The sequence below is a fragment of the Roseibium sp. JB4-4 genome (assembly GCF_055693425.1).
Map to the genome: position 1 here is coordinate 5219533 of NZ_CM146333.1, position 26541 is coordinate 5246073.

At 55.5% G+C, this 26541-nt stretch carries 24 protein-coding genes and 1 other RNA gene; 14 read left to right on the forward strand and 11 right to left on the reverse strand.

The window, feature by feature from the left end:
• Positions 1-21: 21 nt before the first annotated feature.
• Both ACZ1HV_RS24495 and ACZ1HV_RS24500 read left to right on the forward strand, forming a co-directional pair.
• Positions 22-1836, forward strand: a complete 1815-nt coding sequence (locus tag ACZ1HV_RS24495) for an aminopeptidase P family protein (protein WP_472716593.1) — start codon at positions 22-24, stop codon at positions 1834-1836.
• A 75-nt stretch (positions 1837-1911) separates the two neighbouring features.
• On the forward strand, positions 1912-2946 hold the full coding sequence (locus ACZ1HV_RS24500; RefSeq protein ID WP_472716594.1) for a phytanoyl-CoA dioxygenase family protein: 1035 nt from the start codon (positions 1912-1914) through the stop codon (positions 2944-2946).
• 20 nt (positions 2947-2966) lie between these two features.
• On the opposite strand, the gene ACZ1HV_RS24505 is transcribed toward ACZ1HV_RS24500, so the two are convergent.
• Positions 2967-4610: a chloride channel protein gene (locus ACZ1HV_RS24505; RefSeq protein WP_298986333.1), complete on the reverse strand. Its 1644-nt coding sequence runs from the start codon at positions 4608-4610 to the stop codon at positions 2967-2969.
• Between the two features lie 161 nt (positions 4611-4771).
• Entirely contained in the window at positions 4772-5260 is a 489-nt protein-coding gene (locus ACZ1HV_RS24510) for a thioesterase family protein (protein WP_472716595.1), read from the reverse strand.
• Positions 5261-5401: 141 nt separating this feature from the next.
• Here ACZ1HV_RS24510 and ACZ1HV_RS24515 point away from each other — a divergent pair, with 141 nt between their 5' ends.
• Complete coding sequence (locus tag ACZ1HV_RS24515) at positions 5402-6826, forward strand: FAD-binding oxidoreductase (RefSeq protein ID WP_472716596.1); 1425 nt, start codon at positions 5402-5404, stop codon at positions 6824-6826.
• Between the two features lie 198 nt (positions 6827-7024).
• Positions 7025-10801: an AsmA family protein gene (locus ACZ1HV_RS24520; protein ID WP_472716597.1), complete on the forward strand. Its 3777-nt coding sequence runs from the start codon at positions 7025-7027 to the stop codon at positions 10799-10801.
• A gap of 7 nt (positions 10802-10808) precedes the next feature.
• On the opposite strand, the gene ACZ1HV_RS24525 is transcribed toward ACZ1HV_RS24520, so the two are convergent.
• The 4 genes from ACZ1HV_RS24525 to ssrA form a co-directional block, all read right to left on the reverse strand.
• Complete coding sequence (locus tag ACZ1HV_RS24525) at positions 10809-11027, reverse strand: ribbon-helix-helix domain-containing protein (RefSeq protein ID WP_472716598.1); 219 nt, start codon at positions 11025-11027, stop codon at positions 10809-10811.
• Positions 11028-11032: 5 nt separating this feature from the next.
• Positions 11033-11242 carry a DUF4169 family protein gene (locus ACZ1HV_RS24530; protein WP_298822185.1) on the reverse strand — a complete coding sequence of 70 codons (210 nt, stop codon included), beginning with the start codon at positions 11240-11242 and terminating at the stop codon, positions 11033-11035.
• 17 nt (positions 11243-11259) lie between these two features.
• Positions 11260-11829, reverse strand: a complete 570-nt coding sequence (locus ACZ1HV_RS24535; protein WP_298822186.1) for an SspB family protein — start codon at positions 11827-11829, stop codon at positions 11260-11262.
• A 175-nt stretch (positions 11830-12004) separates the two neighbouring features.
• Positions 12005-12377, reverse strand: a transfer-messenger RNA (tmRNA) gene (gene ssrA / locus ACZ1HV_RS24540).
• Positions 12378-12524: 147 nt separating this feature from the next.
• On the opposite strand from ssrA, the gene ACZ1HV_RS24545 reads away from it, so the two are divergent.
• Positions 12525-13319 carry a thymidylate synthase gene (locus ACZ1HV_RS24545; protein WP_472716599.1) on the forward strand — a complete coding sequence of 265 codons (795 nt, stop codon included), beginning with the start codon at positions 12525-12527 and terminating at the stop codon, positions 13317-13319.
• Between the two features lie 12 nt (positions 13320-13331).
• Here ACZ1HV_RS24545 and ACZ1HV_RS24550 read toward each other — a convergent pair whose 3' ends face one another.
• Entirely contained in the window at positions 13332-14717 is a 1386-nt protein-coding gene (locus ACZ1HV_RS24550) for a multicopper oxidase family protein (RefSeq protein ID WP_472716600.1), read from the reverse strand.
• 171 nt (positions 14718-14888) lie between these two features.
• Here ACZ1HV_RS24550 and ACZ1HV_RS24555 point away from each other — a divergent pair, with 171 nt between their 5' ends.
• A complete protein-coding gene (locus ACZ1HV_RS24555; protein WP_298822189.1) occupies positions 14889-15962 on the forward strand; it encodes a serine hydrolase domain-containing protein in 1074 nt (357 codons plus the stop codon).
• A gap of 2 nt (positions 15963-15964) precedes the next feature.
• Here the strand turns inward: ACZ1HV_RS24555 and ACZ1HV_RS24560 are convergent, their stop codons facing one another.
• From ACZ1HV_RS24560 to ACZ1HV_RS24570, 3 genes are read right to left on the reverse strand one after another with little or no spacing between them, the layout of a single operon-like run.
• Positions 15965-17326 (reverse strand): GH1 family beta-glucosidase, encoded by a 1362-nt coding sequence (locus tag ACZ1HV_RS24560; RefSeq protein ID WP_472716601.1) that lies wholly within the window; start codon positions 17324-17326, stop codon positions 15965-15967.
• Between the two features lie 58 nt (positions 17327-17384).
• A complete protein-coding gene (locus ACZ1HV_RS24565; protein ID WP_472716602.1) occupies positions 17385-18065 on the reverse strand; it encodes a DUF2461 domain-containing protein in 681 nt (226 codons plus the stop codon).
• Positions 18065-18436 (reverse strand): TfoX/Sxy family protein, encoded by a 372-nt coding sequence (locus ACZ1HV_RS24570; protein WP_472716603.1) that lies wholly within the window; start codon positions 18434-18436, stop codon positions 18065-18067. The genes ACZ1HV_RS24565 and ACZ1HV_RS24570 overlap by 1 nt, the downstream gene beginning before the upstream one ends.
• A 163-nt stretch (positions 18437-18599) precedes the next feature.
• Between ACZ1HV_RS24570 and ACZ1HV_RS24575 the strand changes: the two genes are divergently transcribed.
• The 6 genes from ACZ1HV_RS24575 (at position 18600) to ACZ1HV_RS24600 (ending at position 23814) form a co-directional block, all read left to right on the forward strand.
• Entirely contained in the window at positions 18600-19118 is a 519-nt protein-coding gene (locus tag ACZ1HV_RS24575; RefSeq protein WP_472716604.1) for a dihydrofolate reductase, read from the forward strand.
• 18 nt (positions 19119-19136) lie between these two features.
• Positions 19137-19601, forward strand: coding sequence for a GNAT family N-acetyltransferase (locus tag ACZ1HV_RS24580; protein WP_472716605.1), 465 nt, complete (start codon positions 19137-19139; stop codon positions 19599-19601).
• A gap of 256 nt (positions 19602-19857) precedes the next feature.
• Complete coding sequence (gene hflK / locus ACZ1HV_RS24585; RefSeq protein ID WP_298963874.1) at positions 19858-21057, forward strand: FtsH protease activity modulator HflK; 1200 nt, start codon at positions 19858-19860, stop codon at positions 21055-21057.
• Positions 21058-21059: 2 nt separating this feature from the next.
• Positions 21060-21995 (forward strand): protease modulator HflC, encoded by a 936-nt coding sequence (hflC, locus tag ACZ1HV_RS24590; protein ID WP_298822197.1) that lies wholly within the window; start codon positions 21060-21062, stop codon positions 21993-21995.
• Positions 21996-22003: 8 nt separating this feature from the next.
• The gene (locus ACZ1HV_RS24595) at positions 22004-22177 is read left to right on the forward strand and encodes a DUF2065 domain-containing protein (protein WP_366142371.1); all 174 of its coding nucleotides are present in this window, start codon (positions 22004-22006) and stop codon (positions 22175-22177) included.
• Between the two features lie 149 nt (positions 22178-22326).
• A complete protein-coding gene (locus tag ACZ1HV_RS24600; RefSeq protein ID WP_298986357.1) occupies positions 22327-23814 on the forward strand; it encodes a Do family serine endopeptidase in 1488 nt (495 codons plus the stop codon).
• A gap of 71 nt (positions 23815-23885) precedes the next feature.
• Here the strand turns inward: ACZ1HV_RS24600 and serB are convergent, their stop codons facing one another.
• Positions 23886-24776, reverse strand: coding sequence for a phosphoserine phosphatase SerB (serB, locus tag ACZ1HV_RS24605; protein WP_298822200.1), 891 nt, complete (start codon positions 24774-24776; stop codon positions 23886-23888).
• Between serB and miaA the strand changes: the two genes are divergently transcribed.
• The gene (gene miaA, locus ACZ1HV_RS24610) at positions 24775-25731 is read left to right on the forward strand and encodes a tRNA (adenosine(37)-N6)-dimethylallyltransferase MiaA (protein ID WP_472716606.1); all 957 of its coding nucleotides are present in this window, start codon (positions 24775-24777) and stop codon (positions 25729-25731) included. The two genes, serB and miaA, sit on opposite strands and share 2 nt — an antisense overlap.
• A gap of 204 nt (positions 25732-25935) precedes the next feature.
• Positions 25936-26475, forward strand: coding sequence for a GNAT family N-acetyltransferase (locus ACZ1HV_RS24615; RefSeq protein ID WP_298963878.1), 540 nt, complete (start codon positions 25936-25938; stop codon positions 26473-26475).
• Positions 26476-26541: the final 66 nt, after the last annotated feature.

Consider the following 26541-nt stretch of genomic DNA (forward strand, 5'->3'; position numbering starts at 1 on the left):
CGGGCAAATTACCGTGCCGCCATGTTTCAATCTTTTGAAGATCTCAGCGATCCTTCCTGCGGGGCGCCGCATGCGGCGCTCTTGCGGGCTGAACTCGGCCGTCTTGGGCTGGACGGATTTTTGATACCGCGCGCCGATGCCCATCAGGGTGAGTATGTGCCTCCTCATGATTGCCGGCTTCAGTGGCTGACAGGATTTACAGGGTCGGCGGGTGTCGCTGCTGTGCTCGCCGATCAGGCTGCCATTTTCGTGGACGGCCGATACACGATCCAGGTTCGCGAGCAAGTCGATATGGAGGTGTTTCCGGCCGCGCACCTGATCACCGATCCTGTCACAAACTGGCTGGCATCCAGATTGAAGCCCGGACAAAAAATCGGCGTCGATGCGATGCTTCATACGGTTCGTGAAGTGCGTCGGCTTCGGAAAGTCTGCGAGGCTGCAGGCGCGGAGCTTGTGACGCTTGACGAAAACCCGATCGATGCTATCTGGGTCGACCGGCCGGAACCTCCGCTGGGTGAGGTAATGCTTTATCCCCTGGAACTCGCCGGAAAGGCGTCCGAGGACAAAATTGCTGAAATTCAGGCCGCGCTTTCAGAAAAGAAGGCAGATGCTTGCGTGTTGACCCAGCCGGACTCAATCGCCTGGTTGCTGAATATCCGTGGCTCCGATGTCACTCACACGCCTTTGCCTTTGTCGTTCGCGACCGTTCCGTCGACCGGCAAGCCGTCTCTATACATTGACGGTCGCAAGCTTTCCAACTCGGTGCGCGACGCGCTCTCCGAACTTACCGAGCTGGCTGAACCTGGTGAGTTTATGGAAGGGCTCAAAGCGCTTGGCCGGGACGGTGCAAATGTCATGATTGACCCGTCACTGGCCGGTATCGGCATTGCAGATGCAATAAGCGATGCGGGCGGCTCCTTGATTGAAGCCCAAGATCCTGTGCTTTTGCCGAAGGCAATCAAGAACGAAGTCGAGTTGAAGGGGGCCCGTGAGGCCCATATCCGCGATGCCGCTGCCTATATCAGGTTCTTGTGCTGGTTCGACGACGAAGCGCCCAAGGGCGAACTGGACGAAATTGGTGTTGCTGAAAAACTTGAAGAGTTTCGGCGTGATACCGGTGTTCTGAAAGATATTTCCTTTGATACGATCTCTGGTGCGGGGCCAAATGGTGCCATTTGCCACTACAGGGTCAGCCACAGCAGCAACTTGAAAATTCCGATGGGAAAACCGTTCCTGATCGATTCGGGCGCGCAGTTTGAAGACGGAACGACCGATATTACCCGCACGCTTGCGGTCGGCGACGTTTCGGCTGAAATGAAGAAGCATTATACGTTGGTGCTAAAAGGTCATATCGCCATTTCGACTGCGCGTTTTCCGGAAGGAACGACAGGAGCCCAACTTGATACGCTCGCAAGGATCGATCTCTGGCAGGCCGGGCTCGATTTCGATCACGGCACAGGTCATGGGGTGGGAGCTTACCTCAGTGTCCATGAGGGGCCGCAGCGCATTGCGAAGACGGGTACAACCCCTTTGAAGCCAGGCATGATCCTGTCGAACGAACCTGGATACTACCCGGCTGGCGAATACGGTATCCGGATTGAAAACCTGGAGATCGTTACCAAAGCACGGGACATAGCCGGAGGCGAACGGCCGATGCTGGGGTTTGAAACGATCACCTTGGTCCCGATGGACCTTCGAATGGTGGATATTGCCCTCCTGACCGACCGGGAACGCGCTTGGTTGAACTGCTATCATGATCGTGTTCGTGGCGAGATTGGCCCATTGGTTGGGGCAAAAGAACGCATCTGGCTGGAACAAGCCACAAAGACAATCTAGTATTGGAGGAGCCGGAGAAATTCGGCTCCATTTCGAAATCTATTTAATTGCAGTTTGTATTCTATGGGTGACCTCGTGCGCGCCGAAAAAATACTGAAAATGCCTTATTACGCAGCGGCTCTGGCAAGCGGAGCGAAATCCTTTTGTGACAATCCGCTCATAGGAAGCCGACGCCTGAATGAGGCCGGGCTTCATGTGCGCCGCATTAAACTTGCGGAAAAGCTGGCGGATTTTCGGCGGCGCAAACTCAGACACTTGTTACCTGAGGAAGATCGGGTCGCTTATGAGCGTGATGGGTTCATAGCAACACCCGGGCTTTTGACAGATAAAGATCTCGCAGGTGTTCGACATGAAGTTGAAACGACGCGGTTCCACGCATGGGATATGCGGCAAGGCAATGCCGTAACGCGTTTTATTCCCCTGCCACCCAATGTTTTGAAAGATCTTCCGTTTTTGAAAGCGCTCGTTTGGTGCAAACCGTTTCAAAACGGCCTGCGGTACCTGGCTTCCACAGACGGGGACCCGTTGGTCTACCTTCATATCGTAATGACCGACCCGGGAAGCAAAAAACGTGCTGACCCGCAAACGGCTTTTCATTCCGATACATTCCATCAGACCGCCAAATCCTGGTTCTTTCTCTACGATATTGACGACGCCGAAGGGCCTTTCACATACATTCCAGGTTCGCATCGTCTTACCGAAGAACGATTGAATTGGGAGCGAGAGCAAAGCCTCGTTGCAGCTGAGAGCAAGAACAAGCTTCACGCACGAGGATCGTTCCGGCTACGGACGGACGAACTGAGCCGGCTGAATTATCCTCAAGCCACCCGGTTTGCGGTCCCGGGAAATACGCTCGTCGTTGCTGACACGCATGGCTTTCATGCGCGTGCATCGAGCGAACGACCCTCCGTCAGGGTCGGCATCTATGGTTCTCTGCGTCGCAATCCGTTCCTTCCCTGGGCAGGCCTTGATCCGTTCAACTTACCGGGGCTCCGGGGGCAGCAAGCAAGACTGTTTGTTGCCATGAAAGATCGTGAAGCGCGGAAAAACGGGCGGGCCTCACACATGTACGCCGGCAAGATATTGGCAACCGAACCGCCAGCGCATTAAAGCTTCGGCACGTCCGAAAGTCAGTTGTGCTCTTCCTTGGTGGCCTTGATCAACGCGGCATTGAAATAACGCAAACCTCTCACGTGCCGGGCCATGCCAATGATCTTTGTGGCGTCGCCCTTCCGCACCACCGGCAGCGCTGCTTTGCCGCAGGAGTCAAAACTTTTCAAGGCACTTTCCAGAGAATCCGTGTCGTGTAGATAAGGACCGTCTTCACCTGGATTGAACGCGCGCTCTTCTTCCTTTTCAGGTGGCGGATCCATGAAATCGCGAACCTTTACGGTTTCACTCAAGAACTGATGCACGCCTTCGTTCACGAAGCAGCCGCGCATCCCCAATTGCCAATGAAAATAGGATTTGCCGTGAACTGCCTGGGTCAGTCCTGTTGCGATCGATACGGCGAGCAGCAGTGCTATGGAAAGGGCATAACCACCGGTCAGCTCAAACACGATCACGGTTGTTGAAAAGGGCGCTCCAAGCACCGCGGCGGCAACAGCCCCCATACCCAAGATGGCGTAAAGACCATGACTGGACGCCATTTCCGGAAATACAGAGGCCGCGATCAATCCGAATGCGCCACCTGTCATGGCGCCAAGATAAAGGGACGGCGAGAATATGCCGCCTCCGAACCGGGAGGCCAGCGTAATGGCTGTTGCTGCTGTCTTGACCACCAGAAGCGTGAGCATGGTCTGAATTGTCAGTTCGTGTTTCAGCGCAAGGTCGGTCGCCTCATACCCAACGCCAAGGACTTCAGGAAAGAAAATGCCAATTGCCCCGACGGCCAGACCGCCAAGAACCGGGCGGAACCATAGTGGCATTGAGATATTGCGTGCGGTCCAGTCCGTGCCGATCAATGCGAATTGAAACGCGATGGCCACGGCTGCGCAGGTCAGCCCCAGAAGAGCGAAAGCCGGAATCTCCAGATAAGAGGATATCTCATACTGGGGAATTTCGAACGCGGCGACATTCCCGAACCAAAGCCGGGAAAGCAACGTGCCCACCACCGACGCCAGAACTATGGGTACGAAGGCCGAAACAGCGTAGTGGCCGAGCACCACTTCATGGGCGAACAAAACGCCTGCAATCGGTGCATTGAACGACGCAGAGACGCCGCTGGCAACCGCGCAGGCCAGCATCACGCGTCGCCCGGCATCCGGGAGATTGAAAAAATTGCAAACGGCAGTGCCGAGCGTTGCACCCAAATGAACGACTGGTCCTTCGCGACCGGCACTTGCCCCGCCACCCAGGGAAATGGCTGTGACAACCGCGGACCAGAGGCCAGCACTGAGAGGCAGGCCCCGCCCGCCATGTGCGCGTGCCTCAATCACGTCCGCGACACCACCCGCGCGCTGCTGAGGGTGGAAGCGATGAAGGATCCAGCCGACAAGCAGTCCAGCAAACGCCGGGGCGAGCAAGATAACCCACCAGGGTTGTTGGCGTGCAGCCTGTATGGTCAGCTCGGTGACCGTTCCAAGCCAAGGCCACTGGATCAGCCCGATTGCCGTACGAAAGGCAATTGCGGCCAGAGCCACCAGCGCGCCGACGAGGATAGCCAAAAACCAGATGAGTGGGAGTTTGTTGCCGCGAAACTGGCGCAGGTTTGGAGTAATCCAGCTGATGAGGATCTTGGGAAGCTGACCGGCTGTTTCTATTATTTTACGCATCAGTCATGGCACATGGAGCGGAATTCCTGCTTTTGTGCATTGTGCCCGAGTCGCAGCAAATAACTAGTCGACCGACGACACTTTGAATGTCAATTCACGTCACAAACTTCAAATTTGAGAAAAGGTTGCTTGGAGATTGATGTCTTGACGCTTGATTGACGTCATTTCCGAATTTCAATGCGTCTTCCGCTGCGCGCCGGTCGCGGCAGGCTTTCATGCGCCTTGGCAAGGGCAGAAAGGTTCTGAAAGACATCTTGCGGCCAATCAGCAACCTTTCTAGCCGACATGTCCACATGGAGGCTCAACTGTTCCATCGTTGCAGACAGCCAGTTTTCTTCTGCGTGCCAAAGCTCCTGGAAAAAATGGGCGCGCTTGTGGTCGAAGTCGATCAACTGAAGTGTTGCTGTCACGGGCATCCCTGCACTGAGTTCACGCAGGTAACAAACATGGGTCTCAGCTGTGAAAAATGAAGCGTTTCTAGTTTTCACGTAGTCCGCGCCAAGGCCCAGACCAAGAAAGATCTCATCAACGGCTTTATCGAACAAAACGTTGTAATAGGCCATATTCAGGTGGCCGTTATAGTCAATCCAGTCCTCCTGCACGATCATGACCTTGCTCTTGATCGGTTCGTGTTCCCATTCCACCGTCATAGTCAGCACCTTTCTCCACTTTGCCCTCGACTGTGTCTTAGCACGCAACTTCCACTTTGACCTTTTGATGATCTGCTCACATATTCTGCGTTGGTAAGCATGGCGTCGGCCAGCAACCCTGACCCGTGGAGGATGGAATAAATGTCTGATTTGGCAAACGCATTGGATGACGTGCAAGACGCCAGTCAGCCTGAAAGTTTCGGTGCGGCGTTGTCGCAACTGAGCGATCTTTTCGGTGAGCGGTTTTCAACTTCGCATGCGCTTCGAGAACAGCATGCCCATACAACGACGTGGCTCAAAAACCAGCCGCCTGATGCGGTTATCTTTGCGCTGTCAACGGAAGAAGTCGCAAAGGCCGTCCGGATCTGTTCAGTGCATCATGTTCCAATTATCCCCTTTGGCACAGGATCTTCGCTGGAAGGTCATGTCAACGCGCCGTCTGGTGGTGTCTCTATCGATCTATCCCGAATGGACAAGGTGCTGGAAATCAACGGTGAAGACCTTGATTGCAGGGTAGAAGCTGGCGTTACGCGCAAGACACTAAACAGTTATATCCGCGATACCGGGTTGTTCTTCCCGATTGATCCGGGGGCGGATGCGAGTCTCGGCGGTATGGCCGCAACGCGAGCGTCCGGAACAAACGCGGTCCGTTATGGGACGATGAAAGACGCAGTCCTTGGCCTGACGGTCGTGACGGCGGACGGCCGGATCATTCGAACCGGTGGACGTGCGCGAAAGTCTTCTGCCGGCTATGACCTGACCCGGCTTTTCGTTGGGTCGGAAGGTACGCTCGGGATCATTACGGAGCTAACGCTAAGACTGTATGGTCAACCAGAAGCGATTTCAGGCGGTGTCTGTCCTTTTCCCGATGTCCAGTCAGCATGCAACGCGGTTATCACGACAATTCAAATGGGATTGCCTGTTGCCCGGATCGAACTGATGGACAGTCTTCAGGTGAAGGCTTGCAACGCCTATTCGAAGCTTGAGTTGGCCGAGACACCGACATTGTTTCTTGAATTTCATGGCTCTGAAGCCAATGTGCGGGAACAATCCGAGACCTTCTCGGCCATTGCTGAGGAAATGGGCGGCGGTCCGTTTGACTGGGCCACGGTTGCGGAGGAAAGGTCGAAGCTCTGGGCCGCGCGTCATGACGCATATTGGGCAGGCAAGTCATTGAAGCCGGATGCACAGGTCATGGTGACGGACGTCTGCGTCCCGATTTCCCGGCTTGCCGATTGCGTGTCGGCAACAGCGGAAGATATCCGGGCTGAAGGGTTTCTCGCTCCCATCGTAGGCCATGTTGGTGATGGCAATTTCCACGTTCAGATCCTGGTCAATCTCGATGACCCGGAGGAAAAGCGCAGGACTGAAGCATTTGTCGAACGCCTGGCCATCCGTGCCATCGATATGGGGGGTACCTGTACTGGTGAACATGGCGTTGGCCAGGGTAAGCAGAAATACCTGCGCCGGGAGCACGGAGAAGCTCTTGATGTCATGCTGGCCTTAAAACAGGCGCTTGATCCGGGCAATGTGATGAATCCGGGCAAGATACTGCCGCAGTCGTGATATTGTGTCGAATCAGATCGTTAAGCTTCGGCGGCCAAGTGCGAAAACCCGCCGGAGCAAAGACCGTTTTATGATACTGTGTTTGCAGTGCAGCACAGTTAGGCTAAATCTATCCCGCGTAACTTACGGTGACCAGGGAGCATAAGGAGACAAGGCCTGAACTCCGTCTACATCACATTGGGAATTACCGTCATTCTGGTGCTGGTTACCGCACTGGTCGGGCCGTTTTTTGTCGACTGGACCAACTACCGGTCTACCTTCGAGACCTACGCAGAGCGTGCATTGGGACACAGGGTGACGGTGCTTGGCGAAGCGGATCTGCGTTTGCTTCCAGCACCGTCCATCAGCTTTTCCGATGTTCGCGTCGGCGAGGCCGAAGATCCGCTTCTTGTTGTGTCGCAATTCAATGTTCGGATCGAGTTGCCACCGCTTCTGAAAGGCGAGATCCGGGTTCTGGATATGGAACTCGACCGCCCGCACCTGTCGCTCTCTCTTGATGAAGGCGGGCGACTGGACTGGTTGACGGCAATCACTTCCAGCGGGGCCCTGTCCAAACTGCCGCCTGAAGACATCGCCTTCGAAAAGGTGACTGTGCGTGACGGTGCTCTCTCGATTATTGATGCCCGTTCCGGAGCAATCCACAGGATCGACAATGGCAATCTTGCTGTTAGTGCCCGCTCATTGGCGGGTCCTTTCAAGGCGGCGGGAAGTCTTTCGATCAACGGCGCGCCATACAATATCAGCCTTGCCACAGGCCGTGCCCAGCAAGACACGGGCCTGCGGATCAAGGGTGAAGTAACACCAACAAATCGCCCGGTGAATTTTTCTTTCGACGGAATGCTCAACGAGGTGGATGCTGCTCCTGCCTTTGGCGGCAGCTTCAATATCGCATCGGTTCCGATAGAGGAAAACGACCGGAATATCTGGCAGGCTGAAGGCGAATTCACCGCTGACATTGCCGAAGTTGCAATTCCAGCATTTGAATTCCGGTATGGTCCCGAAGACAATCGCCTCGGCATGACTGGCAGTGCCGACCTTGTCTATGCGGGCGACAAACGTTTTGAGGTGCGCACCAAGTCCAAGCAGGTAGATCTTGACAGGCTGCTCGGCGGTGGACCCCAGTCTCCTGTCGAACTGGAGACTGCTAGCCGGCAATTGGTCGCAGCGCTGCGTGCTGTGCCGCTTCCCCCGATCGACGGTGCCCTTTCGATGGATGTGCCGGCAGTTGTGGCCGGTGGCGGCATCATCCAAAACGTACGTCTTGATCTTGAAACCATGTTGGGTGGCTGGCGCGTTGCCCGTCTGGCAGGGCGCTTGCCGGGCCGCACCTTGGTGGCGACACAGGGTGACCTTGGTCTCGATCCCGAGCTGACCTATCGCGGCGCTGTTTCTGTAAGCTCCGAGCAGCCGGGTGCATTTTTGAGCTGGTGGCGCCAAAGAGATACCGGCGTGACAGCAATTGATCCCGTATCGCTGGAGGGGCGTTTGAACCTGGTTCCGGAAGGAGCCGCATTGGACAATCTCAGGCTGACGCTTTCGGGTTCCGAAGCACGGGGTGGCCTCGCCTATCGGAAACCCAGAAGTGGTAATTCGGTGTTCTCCCTCAGTCTCGATGCTGAACGGCTCGACCTGGACCAGATTGAAAGTCTGGCGGCTCTCGTGCGCCCGGAACGCGACGCCTCGGGCAAAACGGAAGACCCGGAAGGTCTGGACGTTTCCGTAAGGTTGCGAGCCAAGGAAGTGGTCGCACGTGGTGTCGAGGGTGAAGGCATTGCCTTGGAAGCAGAGTATTCCGATGGCGGTGTCCGGATTGACAGGTTGTTTGCCGACGATCTGGCAGGGGCCCGCTTCGATGTGGAAGGTCGGATTGATAATCTGTTTTCCGCTCCGGATGGCACTGTCACCGGCACGCTCGATGCGCGCGACCTGTCAGGCCTCGTTGCCCTGACCGGGAGCCTTTTTCCCGATACGGCCTTTGCAGAACGGCTTGAAAAAGCTGCTGGTAGTCTGGTTCCGGCGAAGTTCGATGGTGAGCTTAAGGCAGCCGCGGCAGGGGAAGGGACGGAAATGACCCTGCGCCTTGAAGGTGCGGCAGGAGGTGCGGAGACCACAGTTGAGGCAGCGTTGAAAGGTCGGGTCGACAATTGGCAGAACGCAGAAGTCAATCTATCCGTTGCCATGCTCGGCCCCGATGGAAGCAAGTTGCTCCAGCAGCTGGGTTTCGACATCATTCCAGTTGAAACCAGCGGCACCGGGCAACTGTCACTGAGTGCCGAGGGTGTTCCGGAAGAAGGCCTGAATGTCGATGTCGTTGCACAGGTTGGTACTTCAGAATTAATTTCTGAAGGCTCGGTAACATTGAAGAAGGACACCGATCCTGACTTCCGCTTCCGGGTCGGTGCGAAAACGTCGGATCTGGCGCCGCTTGCGCTGATGGCCGGGCGCGTGCTGCCGATCATGACAGGAACAATTCCAGCGGAAATGGAATTCGAAATTGAAGGTGTTGGGACAGCTCTTGCGCTGACCAAAGCCGCAGGAACAATCGGTGAAACAAGGTTTGAGGGGCGGCTTGAAGGTGATATGGAGCCCGCGCCGGGTGAAAGGAACCGACGGTTTACCGGTGAACTTACACTCAACCAGGTTGATCTTCGCAATCTGAGTGAACTTGTTCTTGGACCGGATCAATGGTTCTCCGCCGGAGATGGGTCGAGTATCTGGCCGACTGCTCCATTCGGCGCCCCCTTGCTTGAAGGGTTTGACCTTACGCTTGGCCTCCAGGCTGATCGAATGATCATTGACGAAACACTCGAGATTTCCAATCCGAATGCCGAACTCAGACTGACCCCAGTGATGATGCGTCTTGACGGTTTGAATGGTGTTTTTGCAGGAGGGGCTCTGACCAGCAGCCTTTCGTTGCGCAGATCCGAGGCCGAAGCCGCGATTTCGGGACGGCTGAAGCTCGACAACGGCGACTTGCGGCAGGTTGTCTGGCGGCCGGGTGACCGGGCAGTGGCTTCTGGAACGCTTGATCTCTTTCTGGAATTCGAAGGGGCGGGACGTTCCATTTCCGCGATTGTTACGGGTCTGAGCGGTGGCGGCACGTTTGCGCTTGAAGAGGGCGACTTCCGCAGCCTGAGCCCGCAAGCTTTTCCGCTCGTGACGCGCGCTGTCGATGCCGGACTGGATCTGCAGGACGATAGGATACGGGAGGTATTCGTAAGCCATATGTCCGCCGGAAACCTTCCATTCGAACGCGTCGATGGCACATTGACGCTTGTCGGCGGCAGACTGAGTGCACGAAATGTAGTTGTGGATTCGCAGCGCGCAGAAATATTCGGATCTGCGGAAGTTGATCTTGGAACGAACGAACTGGACGCGGACTTTTCAGTGAAGGTCGACCCGGGTGAGAATGCAGTGACAGGAGCTGAGCCACAGGTTGGTCTGTTGTTTGAGGGAGCGCTGGATGCGCCGTCCCGGCGTGTCGATATTGCACCTTTTACCGCCTATCTGACTTTGAGAGCGTTTGAGCAGGAAGTTGAGAGGGTCGAAAAGCTCCAGGCGGAAATCATGGAGCGTGACCGGCTTGTTCGAGAGTTGAAGCAGCAAAGAGAAGCGCAAGCGAGACGCGAAAGACTGGCGGCTGAAGCGGCTGCTCTTGCAGCCGAAGAAGAAAGATTGCGCCTCGAAGGGGAACAATCCGGTGGTGCGGGTCAGGACAACTCAGCAGCTCCGCAGGAAGCTGCCCCTGTGCCCAGCAGACAAAGCAATGCAGCTCCGCCGACGGAGGCCCAAGAGCCGTTCGCCGAGCGCATCCGGGCCGTGTTGGGCTCCGATGCTTTGGCACCGTCACCGCCGGCTTCAGCGCCCGCTGCCAAGCCGACAAACACTCTGCCGCCGCTCGATCCTCCGGTTTCCATTGAGGATCTGATAACACGTGATGTCGGTGCGCCACTTGTTCTTCCCGGCGCACGCTAACGCGGTTCTAATCCGCTCCTGATCGGATCTGTTTCAGCACCCAGACCCTGACTGCTGAGGACAGTGGGTCATCGGGATCACGATTGTCGTCTATTTCAGCAATAAGTCCCGCAAGCGAACGTTTTTCGGAATGTGTCCGCTCGTCCACCACTTCCCAGAACTCGGGCTCCAGCGCCAGACTGGTGCGGTGTCCATGCAGGGTGAGGGAGCGTTTGAGCAATGCCATGCTGGTCAGACGTCAAGGTCCTCGTCAGGAGGCTTCGCACCTTCCAAACGATGGCCTTCTAACTTTGTCTCGAGATCTTCTCGGCGCTGCCGGGCAGCGTCTCGCTCTGCCTTGGATCGGCCGAACTTGCGCCGATTGTCTTCGGCTGCTTTGTCTTTGTCCTGCCGACTTTTCTGTTTGCGCGCCATACGCAGATTGATGATCTCTGCGCTCATAAGTCCGGCTCCGAAAATCAGGTCTTCTTACGGAAAGCATCCAGCGAAACGACTTCCCCACCACCATCGCCAGACGGGATGGCAACCGGTTTGTCATCGCTGACGCCGTCCTGCGTGGCAGCTTCAATCGAACTTGGATCAGGCTTTTCTTGGCTGTCTTCGTGCTCCTGTTCAACCTTGGCCAGTTCCTCGACCGCTTCCAGCAATTCTTCAGGAAGCTCTTCTGCTGTCTTACCAGGATCGAATTCAAGCGCGAATTGAACGGATGGGTCGAAAAAGCCCTTGATGGCCGAAAACGGCACCAGGAGTTTTTCTGCGACACCGCCAAAGGAGAGGCCGACTTCGAACGCATGTTCGCCAATTGCCAGATCCCAGAACTGGTGTTGAAGCACAATCGTCATTTCCTGCGGATAGCGTTCTTTGAGCCGTTGGGAAATTCGAACGCCTGGCGCGTTGGTGTCGAAGGCGATGTAAAAATGATGTTCCCCGGGCAGGCCGGTGCGTCCGACTTCAGCCAGTATCTTTTTGACAGCGCTGCGGAGCGCGTCCTGGATCAAAATGTCGTATCGCAGTAGGTCTTCAGACATCAGTTTTCGTCGAATCTCGCTGGAAATATCATCTATCAGCAGCACTTTGACGGTCCGAGATCAAAAAGAAAAGGCTCTTTTCAAAGTGAACCCAGATTAATCCGCCATTCCCGATAATGTTATAAGGCTTCGCCATCGAAGGCAGTTCAATCAATCAACAAAGTTGGAAAAATCAAGTGGAGGCTTCTGTTGCCAGGTGCCTCCGAACCCCGCCTACCGGTGCTAATCCAGCAGGGCTTTAAAGGACTACTGGAACTGCATTACGCAGCGACAGCGTTGTCCATAGCATAGTTGTCGTTTGCAACTATTAAGACAGCCCGATAACGGTGGTACAATGCCGAGCAAAAGCACAGTCTTTACGCCCTCGTCGATCCTATTTCGCCCCCGCCGAAACCCATGAGATTTCAGAGTTTTAAGCCTCATGAGCTTGGGTGGAGGCGCCGGGTACCGCCCCCGGGTCCGATAGGTTTATTGCACTGACAGTTTATTGCCGTAGCTGGCGAACCAGCACTCCTGATATAAGGGCTCCGGTCCTGAAATGAAAGGGTTTTCGCCGGTTTGAAACCGCTTTGCCGGGAAAGCTCATCCACAGATTGACCGGGAATTGGGGAAAGTCGGACCCAAGGGGTGCGATTTCCTGAGAATCTGCCAAGTTAGCGCTGACCAGCTGAATTTTGGATATCGAGGGCCGGGCTTTGCAGGAATATCACGATCTCTTGGCGAAAATCCTGGAAGAAGGTGCTGACCGTGGTGATCGAACCGGAACCGGCACGCGTTCGATTTTCGGATATCAAATGCGCTTCGATCTTTCGCGGGGCTTTCCGCTGATTACCACCAAGAAGCTGCATTTGAGATCGATTATTCACGAGCTGCTCTGGTTTCTGGCAGGCGATACAAACATACGTTATCTGAAAGAAAACGGCGTAAAGATCTGGGATGACTGGGCGGACGAAAACGGTGAGCTCGGTCCGGTTTATGGCTATCAGTGGCGTTCCTGGCCAGCCCCTGACGGACGTTCAATCGACCAGATTGCCAATCTGCTGACCATGATCCGCACCAGTCCGGAGAGCCGCCGCCTGATCGTGTCGGCCTGGAACCCGGCACTCGTCGATGAAATGGCGTTGCCACCGTGTCACTCGCTGTTTCAGTTCTATGTGGCGGATGGCAAACTGTCCTGCCAGCTCTACCAGCGTTCTGCCGATGTTTTCCTCGGCGTTCCCTTCAACATCGCATCTTATGCGTTGCTCACCATGATGGTGGCGCAGGTCACCGGACTGAAGCCGGGCGATTTCGTGCATACATTCGGTGACGCGCATCTTTACTCAAATCATTTTGATCAGGCGCGCGAGCAGTTGACGCGGTCACCGCGGGCGTTGCCGGACATGAAGATCAATCCAGACGTTACAGATCTTTTTGCATTCAAGTTCGACGATTTCGAACTTACAGGCTATGATCCGCATCCGCATATTGCGGCGCCGATCGCGGTTTAGTCCTGGGCAAGCTCAGGTCACTTCAAACCAGGTCATCATGCCAGAGGCCGCATGGCCGAGCATGTGGCAGTGGATCAGCCATTTACCCGGATTGTCGGCAACGAATGCGATCTTCACCCGTTCCTGTGGATCGCTTGTAAACGTGTCCCGCCAGTCCTGATGTTCCAGTTGTTTGCCGCTGCGCTCAAGCACCCGGAAGTGGTGCCCGTGAATATGCATGGCATGGGGAAAGCCGGTTTCATTCAAGCTGTCCAACACGACCGTCTCACCGCGTTTGGCGGTGAACATTGGCCGCTCCGGCATGCCCGCCGTGTCGTTGAGTGTCCAGAAAAGTCCTTTGGACATCATTTGCCGAAGATCGTCTTCGGAGCGCGTGCGCATCAGAGCCCGCATGCCGCCCATCGCGCCGCCTGCCATATCAAGCGGCAACTGTAGTGCGTTTTCCATATCAGGTTCAGGCAAGGCGTTCTTGGGTGGCAGTTTGAGATCTGCCGAACTTGGATTGGCGTCTTCAACGATGAAATTTGCGAAAGTGAAAGCTTGTCCCGTCATCATTTCGAATGGAATTGTGCCGCTCGCCTCAGGCTTCATGACCAGATCCATTCGCTGTGCGGGAGACAATTGCACAAGGTCGTCAATACTTCTCTGGGCATCGAATAACTGCCCATCGAGCCCAATCAATCGGGCGCCGAACCGGGCAGGGACGAGGTCCAGGATACGGGATGCGGAGCTGTTGATCAGCCTTAACCGGTGCCAATGTCCCTTCTTCAATCGGATGTCGGGAAGCGAGTTCCCGTTAACGGTCAACCAATTGCCGAGCCGCCCTGCATGAGAAAAATCGTGTCGAGCTCCAAAACTGTTGGTGTCGAGGCGGCCCTCTTCATCCAGCCGCCAGTCGCTCAGCATCATCGTGATGTCACAGTCGGGATAAAAGGCGGGAGTGTCGTCTTCGACAATAAGCGGTCCGGCAAGACCGCGCGGTACCTGGTTCCAGCTCATGTTGTGGGCGTGATACCAGTAGGTACCTGTATCCGGAACCACGAAGTCGTAGTCGAAGCTATCGCCCGGGGCGACGGCGGCTTGCGTCAAACCCGCGACGCCATCCATGGCGTTGTCGATACGGATGCCGTGCCAGTGAACCGAAGTTGGCGTATCCAATTTGTTGATGAAACGCACTTTCACACGTTCGCCGCGCTTGACCCGTATTTCGGGACCGGGAAGACGGCCGTTGTAGAGCCAAAGTTCGGAAAGTTCGCCGTCTTCGCCAAAAAGGCGCTGGCTGCCCTTTGCTGCTGTCAGCTCGAAATACTCTCCCTGCGGTGCGGCAAGCGCAAAACGTGGCAATAGTGCCGCCGTGGCTCCGGCAAGTGAGGCATTTAGGAAAGTTCTGCGATCCACTTTTCTTGTTCTCCGAATGGACTGGTTCCGCCAGCTACTTGAAACAATGGTGGCTCCAGCGAGTGGAAGGTCAAGATGAAGTTCCATGCGCTGTTGCAGGTGTCACAGAATGCTCGCTTTTCGGACCGAAACTCCTCGTTCCCAAATAGTTTTTTCCAAGGAATTTTAAAAATGGATTTTAAGAACGGTCTTTCTTTGTCGCCCCACGCGCTGATTGCAGAAGAGCGCGGCCTTGACCCGATGATCGGACGAAAACTGCAGGCCGGCGAAGAGGCAGGTTTGTTGCCATTCTTGCATTGTGTGCTTGCAGAAAGGGGCGGTCAGACAATCCTGGAAAGCTACGGCAGGGGTTTGGACGAAAACTGGGGCCGGCCTCTCGGCGAGGTCGCATTCGACGCCGGTACGCTTCACGATCTGAGATCCGTCTCGAAAAGCGTCGTCAGCCTGCTTTACGGCGTCGCCCTGGAAAGAGGGGACGTGCCGCGGTTGGATACGCCGATACTGGACTTGTTCCCAGACTATCAAGACCTTGCACAGGACCCTGAGCGAAAGCTGCGCACCATCGAACATGCTTTCACCATGACGCTTGGAATGGAGTGGGACGAAACACGTCCCTATACAGACCCGGAGAACAGCGAGATTGCTATGGAAATGGCGCCGGACCGGTTTCGTTATGTTCTCGAGCGGCCGCTCGTGGAGGAGCCGGGAAGGCACTGGGTCTATAGTGGCGGCGCAACCGCATTGATTGGTGAAATTCTGAAGCGGGGAACAGGCAAGACTTTGCCTGAATTTGCCAATGAAACTCTGTTCAGGCCACTCGGCATCAACCGGTTCGAATGGAATGCGGGCAAGGACGGCACGCATTCTCCTGCCTCCGGACTGCGGCTCACGGCGCCCGATCTCCTGAAAATCGGACGGACGGTGCTCAATAACGGTGTTTACGAGGGCCATCGTGTCATCCCGGAAGCCTGGCTGAGTGCTTCACTGCGTCCGGTCGTGGCGACGGGCGAAGGGCTGGATTATGGGTACTTCTGGTTCTGCGGGCAGGCGCCGGTCACGGCACTAGGTGGTCCGACGCCTTGGTTTGCCGGTTTCGGCAATGGCGGTCAGCGCTTGTTCCTCTGCCCGAAAGCAGACATTGCTGCGGTCGTCTTTTCAGGAAACTACAACAACTGGATGGCATGGATTCCGCCCACGCGTGTGTGGAGCGAGATCATACTCGCCAACTTCCGGAACGCTTCGTGAAATCACCGGGTGCTGACATGCTCTGATATGAGGCCGCGGTACCAAAGAGCGCTGTCCTTGAGCGTGCGGGCCTGCGTGTCATAGTCGACATGCACAATGCCGAAGCGCATCTTGTAGCCTTCTGCCCATTCGTAGTTGTCCATCAGGCTCCAGAGAAAATACCCTTTGACCGGCACACCCGCATCCCTGGCCTCGGCAACGGCGCTAAAGTGCTTTTCCAGATAATCAATCCGGCGTTGGTCTCTGACAACACCATCCACCAGTTCATCGTTGTAGCAAGCGCCGTTTTCGGTGATGAACATCGGAGGTAGGTTGTAACGTTCGTATAGGCCGGTCATCAGGTCGGACAGGCCAGTCTCGTAGATCTCCCAGCCGATGTCTGTCAGTTCCGGACCGGGCTTGGGCGGAACGACTTCAGCCTGCGGATAAAGGGCGCTGTCAGTACCATCGTTTTTGACTCGCAGCGGCGTATAGTAATTGAGGCCCCACCAATCGAGAGGCTGATTGATGGTTTTCAAATCGCCTTCTTCGATCGGCATCATCTCGCCATATGCTTCGACCACTTCAGCGGGATACGACCCTTCGAAGAGCGGCGAAAAGAAAAGACCGTTGTGGAATTCATAGGCACGTTCTGCGGCCCGTTGATCGTCTGCCGATCCGCTTGCTGCATAGACGGAATGAGCATTGATAACGATGCCCATCGGCAGGTCCGGACGAACTGACCTTGCAGCCTCCACACCAAGTCCATGCGCAAGGTTCAATGTGTGAACAGCAGCAGCAAATGCTTCCGGGCTTTTTTCACCAGGTGCGTGGATGCCGTAAAGGTGGCTCAAGTGACAGATACACCAGGGCTCGTTGATTGTTGCAAGAGCGTCCATGCGGTCGCCAAGCCGTTTGACAACGATTTCGGCATATTCGGCAAATGCTTCTGCCGTGTTGCGAGCAGTCCAGCCCCCGTAACCGGCCAGCGTCAGTGGCAGGTCCCAGTGGTAAAGCGTTGGATAAACCTTTAGTCCACGCTCAACCATCCCATCGATAAGACGATCATAAAAATCGAGACCCTTTTCATTCACCTGGCCACGTCCATCAGGCAGAATACGAGGCCAGGCGATCGAAAACCGGTAGGCGTCGACGCCCAGAGATTGGATCAGGTCGAGGTCGCTTTCCCATCGATGATAATGGTCGCAAGCCACATCCCCCGAATGCCCCTTGTAGACCCGTCCCGGCATCTTTGAAAACGCATCCCAAATGCTTGGCTTGCGCCCATCTTCATTGGCAGCTCCCTCGATCTGATAGGCGGCGGTTGCCACGCCGAACAGGAAGTCACTGGAAAAGCGCGCTGCCGAGTTTTTGGATATTGCCATCGAATTTCGTCTCTAAGGGTGGGAGTGTCGATGGTCTTAGTTTCCAAAGCGCTTTGGATCAAGTTTTTTCCTGTAGGTCAGCAAAATATTGCCAGAAGGGTAACGTAGGCTTCCATGCATTGGTGAGCGCTGTCACAGCGCTGCCGCCCTCCAAACTGCTCGTATCCGGAAGGTGTTTCCAGACCGCCAGTCCCTTGTGCCGCGCAAGGTCGGCATAGGCGCGGTCCTTTGGAAATCCGCGTGGTGGATTGGCCAGATCCGGTTCGGAGACATCGAAACCACCGGACCGCATGCGGGCGAGCAGTTCTGAAATGTTATTACCTTCACCTTTTTCCAGCAATGTCAGATAAGCGCCCAAAACGGGTTTGGAAAATGCCATGCACCCTGTGCCGAAGCGAATGGTATCCGCCTCGATCGACAGGAAAAAGCTCGGAGGCTGCGCGTCTCTTCCTTGAAAAGAAGCGCCAACCGGCCAGAAGGCCATCCGGATGTGGGTGTTGTAGGGGGTCTTGTCCTTTGAAAAGCGCAGGTCCCGGTTGATACGGAACTGCTTGGACGTCATCTCATGACCTGTCAGCGTTTGCAGCGCATTGTTCATGGCCGGGCGAAAAACATCGGCCGGCTTTTTGACATGGCGTTGATAGTCCGACTTGTTTGCGTCGAACCAATCCTTGGAATTATTGGCCCCAAGGGCCTTCAAAAACGCGAAAGTTTCCTTCTGAAATCCGGGCTCGGTCATCAATGTGTCCTCCCTGACTTGCGTTTGTTAGGTTTTGCCGCCTTCGGTGGCAAAGCACAGACATATGCGCGTGCCATCTCGATCCAGTCTCTCAAATCGCTGTCGCTATCAATGCCGTCAGGTTCGATGCGAATGAAGCCGGGCATGGGACGGCCGGCCGGCCTACAGGGCGAAGCATGAGGTCTGGCAAGTGCAATCGCTTCCTGTTCCTTGCCGACACGGGCCATCAAGCCACGTTTTGAGGCGCAGACCAGCATGTTGCCGTTGACCATGAAACAGGTGCCGCCAAACATGCGTTTTTGCTCAACGGCCTTGTCAGGAATAAAGGTGCGGATGCGCTCAAGAAGCACAGTTTCCATGAGGTCGGACATCTTTAAAAAGCTCCCTTGTGAAACATTTCCGGTCAAGAACGTTTGCCAAGAGACAGATCCGACAGTCTTTTGACACAAAGACTGTCAACTGAAGATTTTTCCCGGTGCGGCAATCCATGCTAGGACGCGGCCAACTATTTGAAAACCGGATTCGGAGTAGGTCTTGCCTGAACTCGTTCTTGTCGCAGCCGTTGCCAGAAACGGAATTATCGGTTCGGAAGGCGACATGCCCTGGAAAGTGTCGAGTGATCTGAAACGCTTCAAACAAATGACGATCGGAAAGCCTGTAATTCTCGGCCGCAAGACGTTCTTGTCTTTCGGAGGGCGGCCATTGCCCGGTCGCCCCCATGTCGTGATTTCGCGCGATCCGGACTATTCACCCTCAGGAGCCGAAGCTGCTACGTCGCTCCAGGAAGCCCTGCAGCGGGCTGAAGAGCTTGCGAGCGAACTTCAGGCTGAGGAAATCATGTGCATAGGCGGGGGGCAGATCTATGATCAGGCCATGCCCCATGCAGACAGACTTGAGATAACTGAAATCCAGTCGGATCCTGAGGGAGATACATGCTTTCCGGAAATCGACCCGTCCATCTGGGAAATGACGCACCGCGAGCCAGGACAGAAAGGCGAAAAAGACAGCGCCGATTTCGTTTATGTGACGTACCGCCGCAAAGCGGCGACCTGAAGTCACGGTGGAATTTTCATGACACTTGCTGAAAACTTCGATGCACGCTGGGTCACTTTTGACGAAATGGACAAGCGCGACGTCTATGAACTCTTACGGTTGCGCCAGAATATTTTCATTCTGGAGCAGGCGTCGTTTTATGCCGACATTGACGGCAAAGATCCCGAGTTGCTGCATTATCTGGTGAAAGACCGCGATACCGGTGCTTTGGTAGGCGCAATACGGCTTTCCTCAGACGTTGAACTTGTTGAAGCTCGGATCGGACGGGTCGTTGTTGCTTCAGAGGGCCGTGGTGCAGGCCTTGGGAGAAAGATGATGCAGGCAGGCGTCACGAAGGCCCGTGTACTGGTTCCGGCATGCAAGATCCATGTCTCTGCACAAGCGCATCTGGAAGCCTTTTACCAGTCCCTGGGATTTCAGACCGTGTCGGATGAGTATGATGAAGACGGCATTGCGCATGTCGATATGGTCCACCTTCCTTAAAGGTTTCACACAGGGCCGGTGGAACTCGCGTTGTTTGGCCTTGACAGAACCGCCGAGATACCCCACCTGCGGCGAGGGAAAGTGCGCCGACAAAATGGTTTGGTTCTGTTTACGAACTTTGGGAAATAGCGCCGGGCTTTACGTTGAAAGCCACGGGCAATCTCCCTATAACCAACGGTGAGTCAAAAGCGGCTCAGGTCCACGGGTCCTGGGCCCAAATCCGGCAGGCTGCCGGATGTCACAGAAGGAAGTTTTGATGCCTTGGAGCAATCAATCAGGTGGCGGTGGCCCCTGGAAAGGCGGCGGCAACAACGGCGGCCCTTGGGGCAGCGGTGGCGGCGGCGGCGGCGGTAACAACAATGGTCCGTGGGGCGGTGGCCCGAACCGGGGTGGAGGCGGCAATCCGCCAGACCTGGAAGAGCTTTTGAAACGCACGCAGGACCGTATGAAAACCGTACTGCCGGGTGGCGGCGGCGGAAGCCTCGGCTTTCTTGGCGTGTTGATTGTTGCAGGCATTGTTGCCATCGTCTGGCTCGCAACAGGTTTCTACGTGGTTGACGAAGGCGAGGTCGGCGTTGAGCTTGTGCTCGGTGAAGTTGCCGATCAGACGCCTCCGGGCCTGAATTACAATTGGCCTTATCCGATTGGTGAAGTTTATACACCAAAGGTTGAGCTGCAGCGTGAAACCACAGTCGGAACCGAGGAAAGCGTTACCAGTTCCGGTGTTGTGCGCGCACGCGACGTTCAGGAAGAAAGCCTGATGCTGACCGGCGACGAAAACATTGTCGACGTCGGCTTCAAAGTGCTGTGGCGTATCGAAAACACGCGTCAAGGGATCACGGACTTCCTGTTTAACGTCCAGGAACCGGCCGGAACCGTCAAGGCGGTTGCAGAGAGCGCCATGCGCGAAGTCGTCGGCGCTTCCAATATTGACTCGATCCTGACTGAAAACCGCGTATCCATTCAGAACGACGTTGCAACTTTGATGCAATCGACGCTGGACAGCTACAACGCTGGTGTCGAGATTGCAGAAGTGCAGATGCAGCGTGTGGATCCGCCTGCACAGGTTATCGAATCCTTCCGTGACGTTCAGGCGGCCCGCGCCGATCAGGAACGTATCAGTAACGAGGCCGAAGCCTATGCGAACCGGATCGTTCCGGAAGCGCGCGGTGAAGCAGCCCGCGTACTGGAAGGCGCCAACGGTTACAGGGATCAGACGATCGCAGAAGCGACCGGTCAGTCCCAGCGTTTCACCAAAATCTACGAGCAATACATTAAGGCTCCGGATGTAACACGTGAACGTCTCTATCTTGAAACCCTGGAAAAGGTCCTGGGAGCCAACAACAAGATCATCATCGATAACGAAACGTCCGGTTCCGGCGTGCTGCCGTTCCTGCCGCTCAATGACCTGAACGGCCGCGGCAATGCGCCGACCGCTCGGACAGGAGGGAACTGATCATGCGTAGTGGATTGCTCGCCCTCTTTCTGGTTGTAGTCGCCATTGGTGCCTACATGTCAGTCTTCATTGTCAATCCGACCCAGCAGGCACTGGTCCTGCAGTTCGGTAAGATTGTCGACGAACCGAGAACCGAACCGGGGTTCTATTTCAAGATCCCGTTCGTTCAGAACGTCGTTTACCTGGACAAGCGTGTGCTGAACCTCAACATGCCGCCTCTGGAGCCGATCTCCTCGGACAAGAAGCGTCTCGTTGTGGATGCCTTCGCACGCTACAAGATTTCCAATCCAGTACTGTTCTACCAGCGCGTTCAAACTGTACTGACTGCCAATCGCCGTCTTTCGACACTGCTGCAATCGTCTCTTCGGTCACAGTTGGGCCGCACAAGTTTCGTGGCTCTGGTGCGCGACGACCGTTCTGGCACAATGGAAGCCATTCGCCGTGATGTGAGCGCCAACGCCGAAGAACTCGGCATTGAAGTAATCGACGTCAAGATCCGCCGTGCCGACCTTCCTGATGCGAACTCTCAGGCGATTTATGCGCGGATGCAGACAGAACGTCAGCGGGAAGCCACCGAGCTTCGCGCGCAGGGTGAGGAAGCCGCACGGCGGATCCGCTCACGTGCGGATCGTGATGCGACGGTTCTTGTGGCTGAAGCCAACAGGGATTCTGAGATCATCCGAGGTGATGGTGATGCGGAGCGGAACAGGATCTTTGCTGAAGCGTTCGGCGCCGATCCCGAATTCTTCGCTTTCTATCGGTCCATGCAGGCTTATGAAGCCGGTCTGCGATCCGGAGACACCAGCCTGGTCTTGTCGCCGGATTCCAGTTTCTTCCGCTTCTTCAAGGATCCAACTGGCGTCAATGCACCGAAGTCGGACAATGACAACGGCGGGTCGGGCATCTCTACCGGTGCACCGTCACTCGCCGCGCAATGAATGACCTTGTGACGGCGCTAGGTTTGGTGCTGGTTCTGGAAGGTGTGCTCTATGCTCTGGTGCCCGGTGGCATGAAGAGCATCATGCGGAGTGCGCTTGAAACGTCAGACCGAACTTTGCGCACCACAGGCCTGATCGTCGCCGTGATTGGACTATTTCTTGTGTGGATCATACGCGGATAACGAAAAGTTTTCGGGCGGGAGGGGCAAAATCCTCCCGCTCGTTCTATATTCTGGTTTGGACAACAGGCCTGATTGAAACCCATCGGCTGTCAGTTTCGGCTTTTTCTGTCGGACCGCAGTCCAATCGGCTCGGATGAGGAGAAAGCCCTATGGCTCCAAATTTTGTTCGCCGTCGAATGTCCCGGATCGCCTTTGCAGCGGCGGGCATCGTTCTCGGCGGAATGATCGCGTTTCAACCCGTTCAGACCGCAAAGGCCCAAGGCCCGGTTTCCGTCGCCGACCTTGCGGAGAACCTGGCTGATGCCGTGGTGAACATTTCCACCGCGCAAACTGTGCAGGGCAGGCGCAGCGTGCCGATGCCCCAGGTGCCGGACGGGTCTCCTTTCCAGGAGTTCTTTGAGGAATTCTTCAACCGACAGAACCGGGATAATGACCAGCCGCGACGCGTTCAGTCGCTTGGGTCGGGTTTCGTGATCGATGGCGAAGAAGGCATTATCATCACGAACAATCACGTGATCGAAGGCGCTGACGAGGTTACGGCGAACTTCAACGACGGTACCAAGCTCAAGGCGGAAATTCTCGGAACGGATGAAAAGACCGATCTGGCTGTCTTGAAGGTGGTACCCGAAACGCCGTTGAAAGCCGTCAGCCTGGGTGATTCAGACGCCATACGTGTTGGCGACTGGGTGATGGCAATCGGCAACCCGTTCGGCCTTGGGGGAACGGTCACCGTCGGTATTGTGTCCGCACGGAACCGAGACATCAATTCCGGCCCTTACGACAACTTCATCCAGACGGATGCATCGATCAACCGGGGCAACTCCGGTGGTCCGTTGTTCGACATGCAGGGCAATGTTGTTGGCATCAACACAGCAATCATTTCACCGTCCGGCGGGTCGATCGGTATCGGCTTTGCCATTCCCGCAAAGACGGCCACACGCGTGATTGATCAACTCAGGGAGTTCGGTGAAACGCGGCGCGGCTGGCTGGGTGTGCGCATTCAGGAAGTCACCGACGAGATCGCTGAGAGCCTTGGTATGGACGAGGCAATGGGCGCGTTGGTAGCCGGCGTGACTGAAGATGGTCCGGCGTCAAAAGCCGAAATCGAGCCGGGTGACGTCATCATCAAATTCGACGGCAATGAAGTTGAAGCAATGCGTGAACTTCCGCGCATGGTTGCCGAGACGGCAATCGGCAAAGACGTGGAGGTTATCGTTCTTCGCAAAGGTGAAGAAGTGACCATCAGCGTCACTCTTGAGCGTCTGGAAGAAAACGACGTCACCGAAGCCAGTGCGACAACTGAAGAAGAGCCGGAAGAAAAGCCGGTCGAGAAAAGCGAAGTTCTCGGAATGACGCTCTCTGAACTCGATGATGAGCTTCGCGAGCAGTTCTCCATCGAAGCTGATGTCACTGGCGTTGTGGTAACTGAAGTCGAGGCTGGGTCTTCCGCAGAAGAAAAGCGTGTCCAGGCGGGCGACGTGATCAAGGAAGTCGCTCAGGAACCGGTGGAAACACCTGCAGATGTCGAAGCTGAGATTGAGAAGCTCAAGGAGGGCGGACGCCGGTCTGCCTTGTTGTTGCTGGCCAACCCCTCAGGCGATGTTCGCTTCGTTCCAGTGCGAATTGAGGACGAATAGTCCGAAAAGGACCGTTCAGAACAAGAAAAAGGCGCCGGTGACGGCGCCTTTTTTGATCTTAGTGGTGACCTCTAGCTCAGCACAAAGTCCTTTTCGGCGTATCCTTGAAGATAGAGAAGGGCTGTTAAGTCACCGTAGTCGATGCGGAAATCAGCGGCTGCAGCAACGGCCGGTTTGGCTCTATAAGCAACTCCTGATCCAGCGCGCTCGATCATGGCAAGATCGTTTGCTCCGTCACCAACTGCCAGCGTGTCTTCAAAGTCCAGACCGTTCTCGGCCACCAGATATTCAAGGCGCGCGCGTTTGGCGTCCCGGCCGAGGATCGGCTCACCGACCTTGCCACTCAATTTGCCGTTCTCTTCGAGCAATGTGTTGGCCTGGTTTTCGTCAAAGCCGATCATTGCGGCAATGGCTTTTGTGAAATGTGTGAAACCACCCGACACAAGCGCGCAATAGGCACCGTCCGACTTCATGGTCTGTACAACTGTCCGCCCACCGGGCATCAATTGGATGCGGTTGCTCAGAACCGTGTCGATCGCGGAGACTGGTAAACCTTCAAGAAGGCCAACCCGTTCCCGTAATGCGGGCTCAAATTCTATCTCGCCGCGCATTGCGCGCTCGGTGATTTCCGAGATCCTGCCTTTCAGGTCAAGTTCGGCCGCCAATTCATCGATGCATTCCTGCCGGATCATGGTGGAGTCCATGTCAGCGATCAGCAGTTTCTTACGGCGTTTGTCGGGGGCCTGGATAAAAACGTCAACCGGTGCACGCCCGATCACATCGCGAAGCAGCGTATCAGCGGCACTTGCATTCGGACCTTCAAAACGGATATCGGCTGCAACACCTGGATTGAGCACAGTCGCGGAACCGGTTACTCCAAGAGCAGCCTCCGCTTTGCCGATGAGATCAGCGCTCACCGCAGGAGCCGTTGGAGTAGAAACCAGGGTGGCGACAAGAGACATGGATGAAGCCTTGGAAGACAAGAGGAAGAAAACAATCGGGTGGCGCGCCATTTTGATAGCCGGACCCACGGCGAGCGGCAAGTCCGCTTTGGCCCTGGATCTTGCCAAAAGACTGGATGGAGTGATCATTAATGCCGACTCCATGCAGCTTTACGAAGACTTGCGTCTGGTTAGTGCAAGACCATCCTCGAGCGAAGAGCGTGAGGTAGAACATCGTCTTTATGGTGTCTTGCCGGCATCACAGGCCTTTTCCACCGGTGCCTGGTTGCGATTGGCAAGCGCAGAAATGGAGGCCGTTTGGTCCCAAGGACGAGTGCCGATCATGGTTGGCGGTACGGGTCTTTATTTCAAGGCTTTGACGCAGGGTCTTGCAGAGCTGCCGGAAATACCGGAGGACATTCGCGAAAGGGCTCGCGATCTGGCGGATAGAGAAGGGGTCGAAGGGCTCAGAAAAGCACTTGTCGATGCCGGGGACGTAACTGCTGCCAGTGAACTTGCCGACCCGCAACGGCTTGCGCGTGCTCTGGAAGTCATTCTTGCAACCGGGCAACCGCTCAACGTCTTGCAAAAAGCTCAGCATGCAGCTCCTTTTCTGTCTCCCGAACACTCTTTGCGCCTGGTACTGGCCCCGCCCAGAGCCTGGCTCCATGAACGTATCGCGAGGCGCGCTGAACTGATTGTCAGCGAGGAAGGCATTGCTGAAGTCAGGGCATTGCTGGACAAGGGGCTTTCGCCAAAACTGCCCGGTATGCGCGCAATTGGAATCGCCGAAATCCGGAGCTTGCTGTCGCAGGAAGTCAGTCTTGAAGAAACTATCAACAGGCTCACTGTTGCAACGCGGCAATATGCAAAACGACAGGAAACCTGGTTCCGTAATCAGATGGCCGATTGGCAAAGGATTGATCCTTCAGTTGGAATCGATTTGGAAGAGTTGCCGGGCCTCGCCGGAAATTGATCCGTCAACCTGTGGGGTGTGCGCTGCAACGCGTACTATTTCGCTAACCTGTTGGTAATGCGAATATATTTTTGCCATTATTGACATTATACTTTTGTCTGCCTTCGGGAAGGCACAATCTAAAGTTACATGGCAATACCTTGCAGACGGCATGTTGTCAGATGTTTTTCGGTCTCGGGATATCGCCATTAAAGGGAGGACACGGTGCAGACGATTTTTCTCGAATGCGGTTCAGTGCGGCTTGTTCCATTGTCTCCTGCAGATATTAATCTCGTCAAAGACCTTCATTCCGACCCTTATGGCAACCTTTGCAATGATACTTCTACAAATTGCGTCGTGGTCGATGCTGCGGAACTGGTCCGCACTGCATTGCAGAACCAGACGGATCATGGCTTTGCCAAGTGGAAGGCTGTAGCGGAGGACGGCAAGTTTATCGGTTGGGCAGGGTTTACCCCACTCGCTGAGACCTCTGAGATCAGCTTGAACTATTGCCTTTATACCGACGTGCTTGAGCAGGATGAGAACCTTGCCAAGCGCCTCTGCAAAGGCCTTTCCGACTGGTTCTTCAAAAACACCTACTTTTCACATCTTGTCGCGGTTGTTCGCACCGATAATCGTGACATGCGCGAAGCGATTCAGGATGCCGGGTTCTATCATCGCGAAAGCAAGGCGATTGACGGAATGCAGGCGGATCTGTTTCAGATGCTCAGTCCCTCCATGCAGTCATATTTGATGAGTGCCTGACGAGCCGAAGCTTCTTAAAGCCTGACTGACTTGAAGAGGACCGGGCCTTTCTTTTGATGGGAGAAC

Bases quoted from the DNA above. Each gene is read 5' to 3' on its own strand.
- miaA (WP_472716606.1), top strand. From the start codon at position 24,775: ATGGATGAAGCCTTGGAAGACAAGAGGAAGAAAACAATCGGGTGGCGC.
- hflC (WP_298822197.1), top strand. From the start codon at position 21,060: ATGCGTAGTGGATTGCTCGCCCTCTTTCTGGTTGTAGTCGCCATTGGT.
- serB (WP_298822200.1), bottom strand. From the start codon at position 24,776: ATGTCTCTTGTCGCCACCCTGGTTTCTACTCCAACGGCTCCTGCGGTG.
- ACZ1HV_RS24580 (WP_472716605.1), top strand. From the start codon at position 19,137: ATGACACTTGCTGAAAACTTCGATGCACGCTGGGTCACTTTTGACGAA.
- ACZ1HV_RS24505 (WP_298986333.1), bottom strand. From the start codon at position 4,610: ATGCGTAAAATAATAGAAACAGCCGGTCAGCTTCCCAAGATCCTCATC.
- hflK (WP_298963874.1), top strand. From the start codon at position 19,858: ATGCCTTGGAGCAATCAATCAGGTGGCGGTGGCCCCTGGAAAGGCGGC.
- ACZ1HV_RS24600 (WP_298986357.1), top strand. From the start codon at position 22,327: ATGGCTCCAAATTTTGTTCGCCGTCGAATGTCCCGGATCGCCTTTGCA.
- ACZ1HV_RS24515 (WP_472716596.1), top strand. From the start codon at position 5,402: ATGTCTGATTTGGCAAACGCATTGGATGACGTGCAAGACGCCAGTCAG.
- ACZ1HV_RS24565 (WP_472716602.1), bottom strand. From the start codon at position 18,065: ATGACCGAGCCCGGATTTCAGAAGGAAACTTTCGCGTTTTTGAAGGCC.
- ACZ1HV_RS24495 (WP_472716593.1), top strand. From the start codon at position 22: ATGTTTCAATCTTTTGAAGATCTCAGCGATCCTTCCTGCGGGGCGCCG.
- ACZ1HV_RS24530 (WP_298822185.1), bottom strand. From the start codon at position 11,242: ATGAGCGCAGAGATCATCAATCTGCGTATGGCGCGCAAACAGAAAAGT.
- ACZ1HV_RS24570 (WP_472716603.1), bottom strand. From the start codon at position 18,436: ATGTCCGACCTCATGGAAACTGTGCTTCTTGAGCGCATCCGCACCTTT.
- ACZ1HV_RS24560 (WP_472716601.1), bottom strand. From the start codon at position 17,326: ATGGCAATATCCAAAAACTCGGCAGCGCGCTTTTCCAGTGACTTCCTG.
- ACZ1HV_RS24510 (WP_472716595.1), bottom strand. From the start codon at position 5,260: ATGACGGTGGAATGGGAACACGAACCGATCAAGAGCAAGGTCATGATC.
- ACZ1HV_RS24535 (WP_298822186.1), bottom strand. From the start codon at position 11,829: ATGTCTGAAGACCTACTGCGATACGACATTTTGATCCAGGACGCGCTC.
- ACZ1HV_RS24555 (WP_298822189.1), top strand. From the start codon at position 14,889: ATGGATTTTAAGAACGGTCTTTCTTTGTCGCCCCACGCGCTGATTGCA.
- ACZ1HV_RS24525 (WP_472716598.1), bottom strand. From the start codon at position 11,027: ATGGCATTGCTCAAACGCTCCCTCACCCTGCATGGACACCGCACCAGT.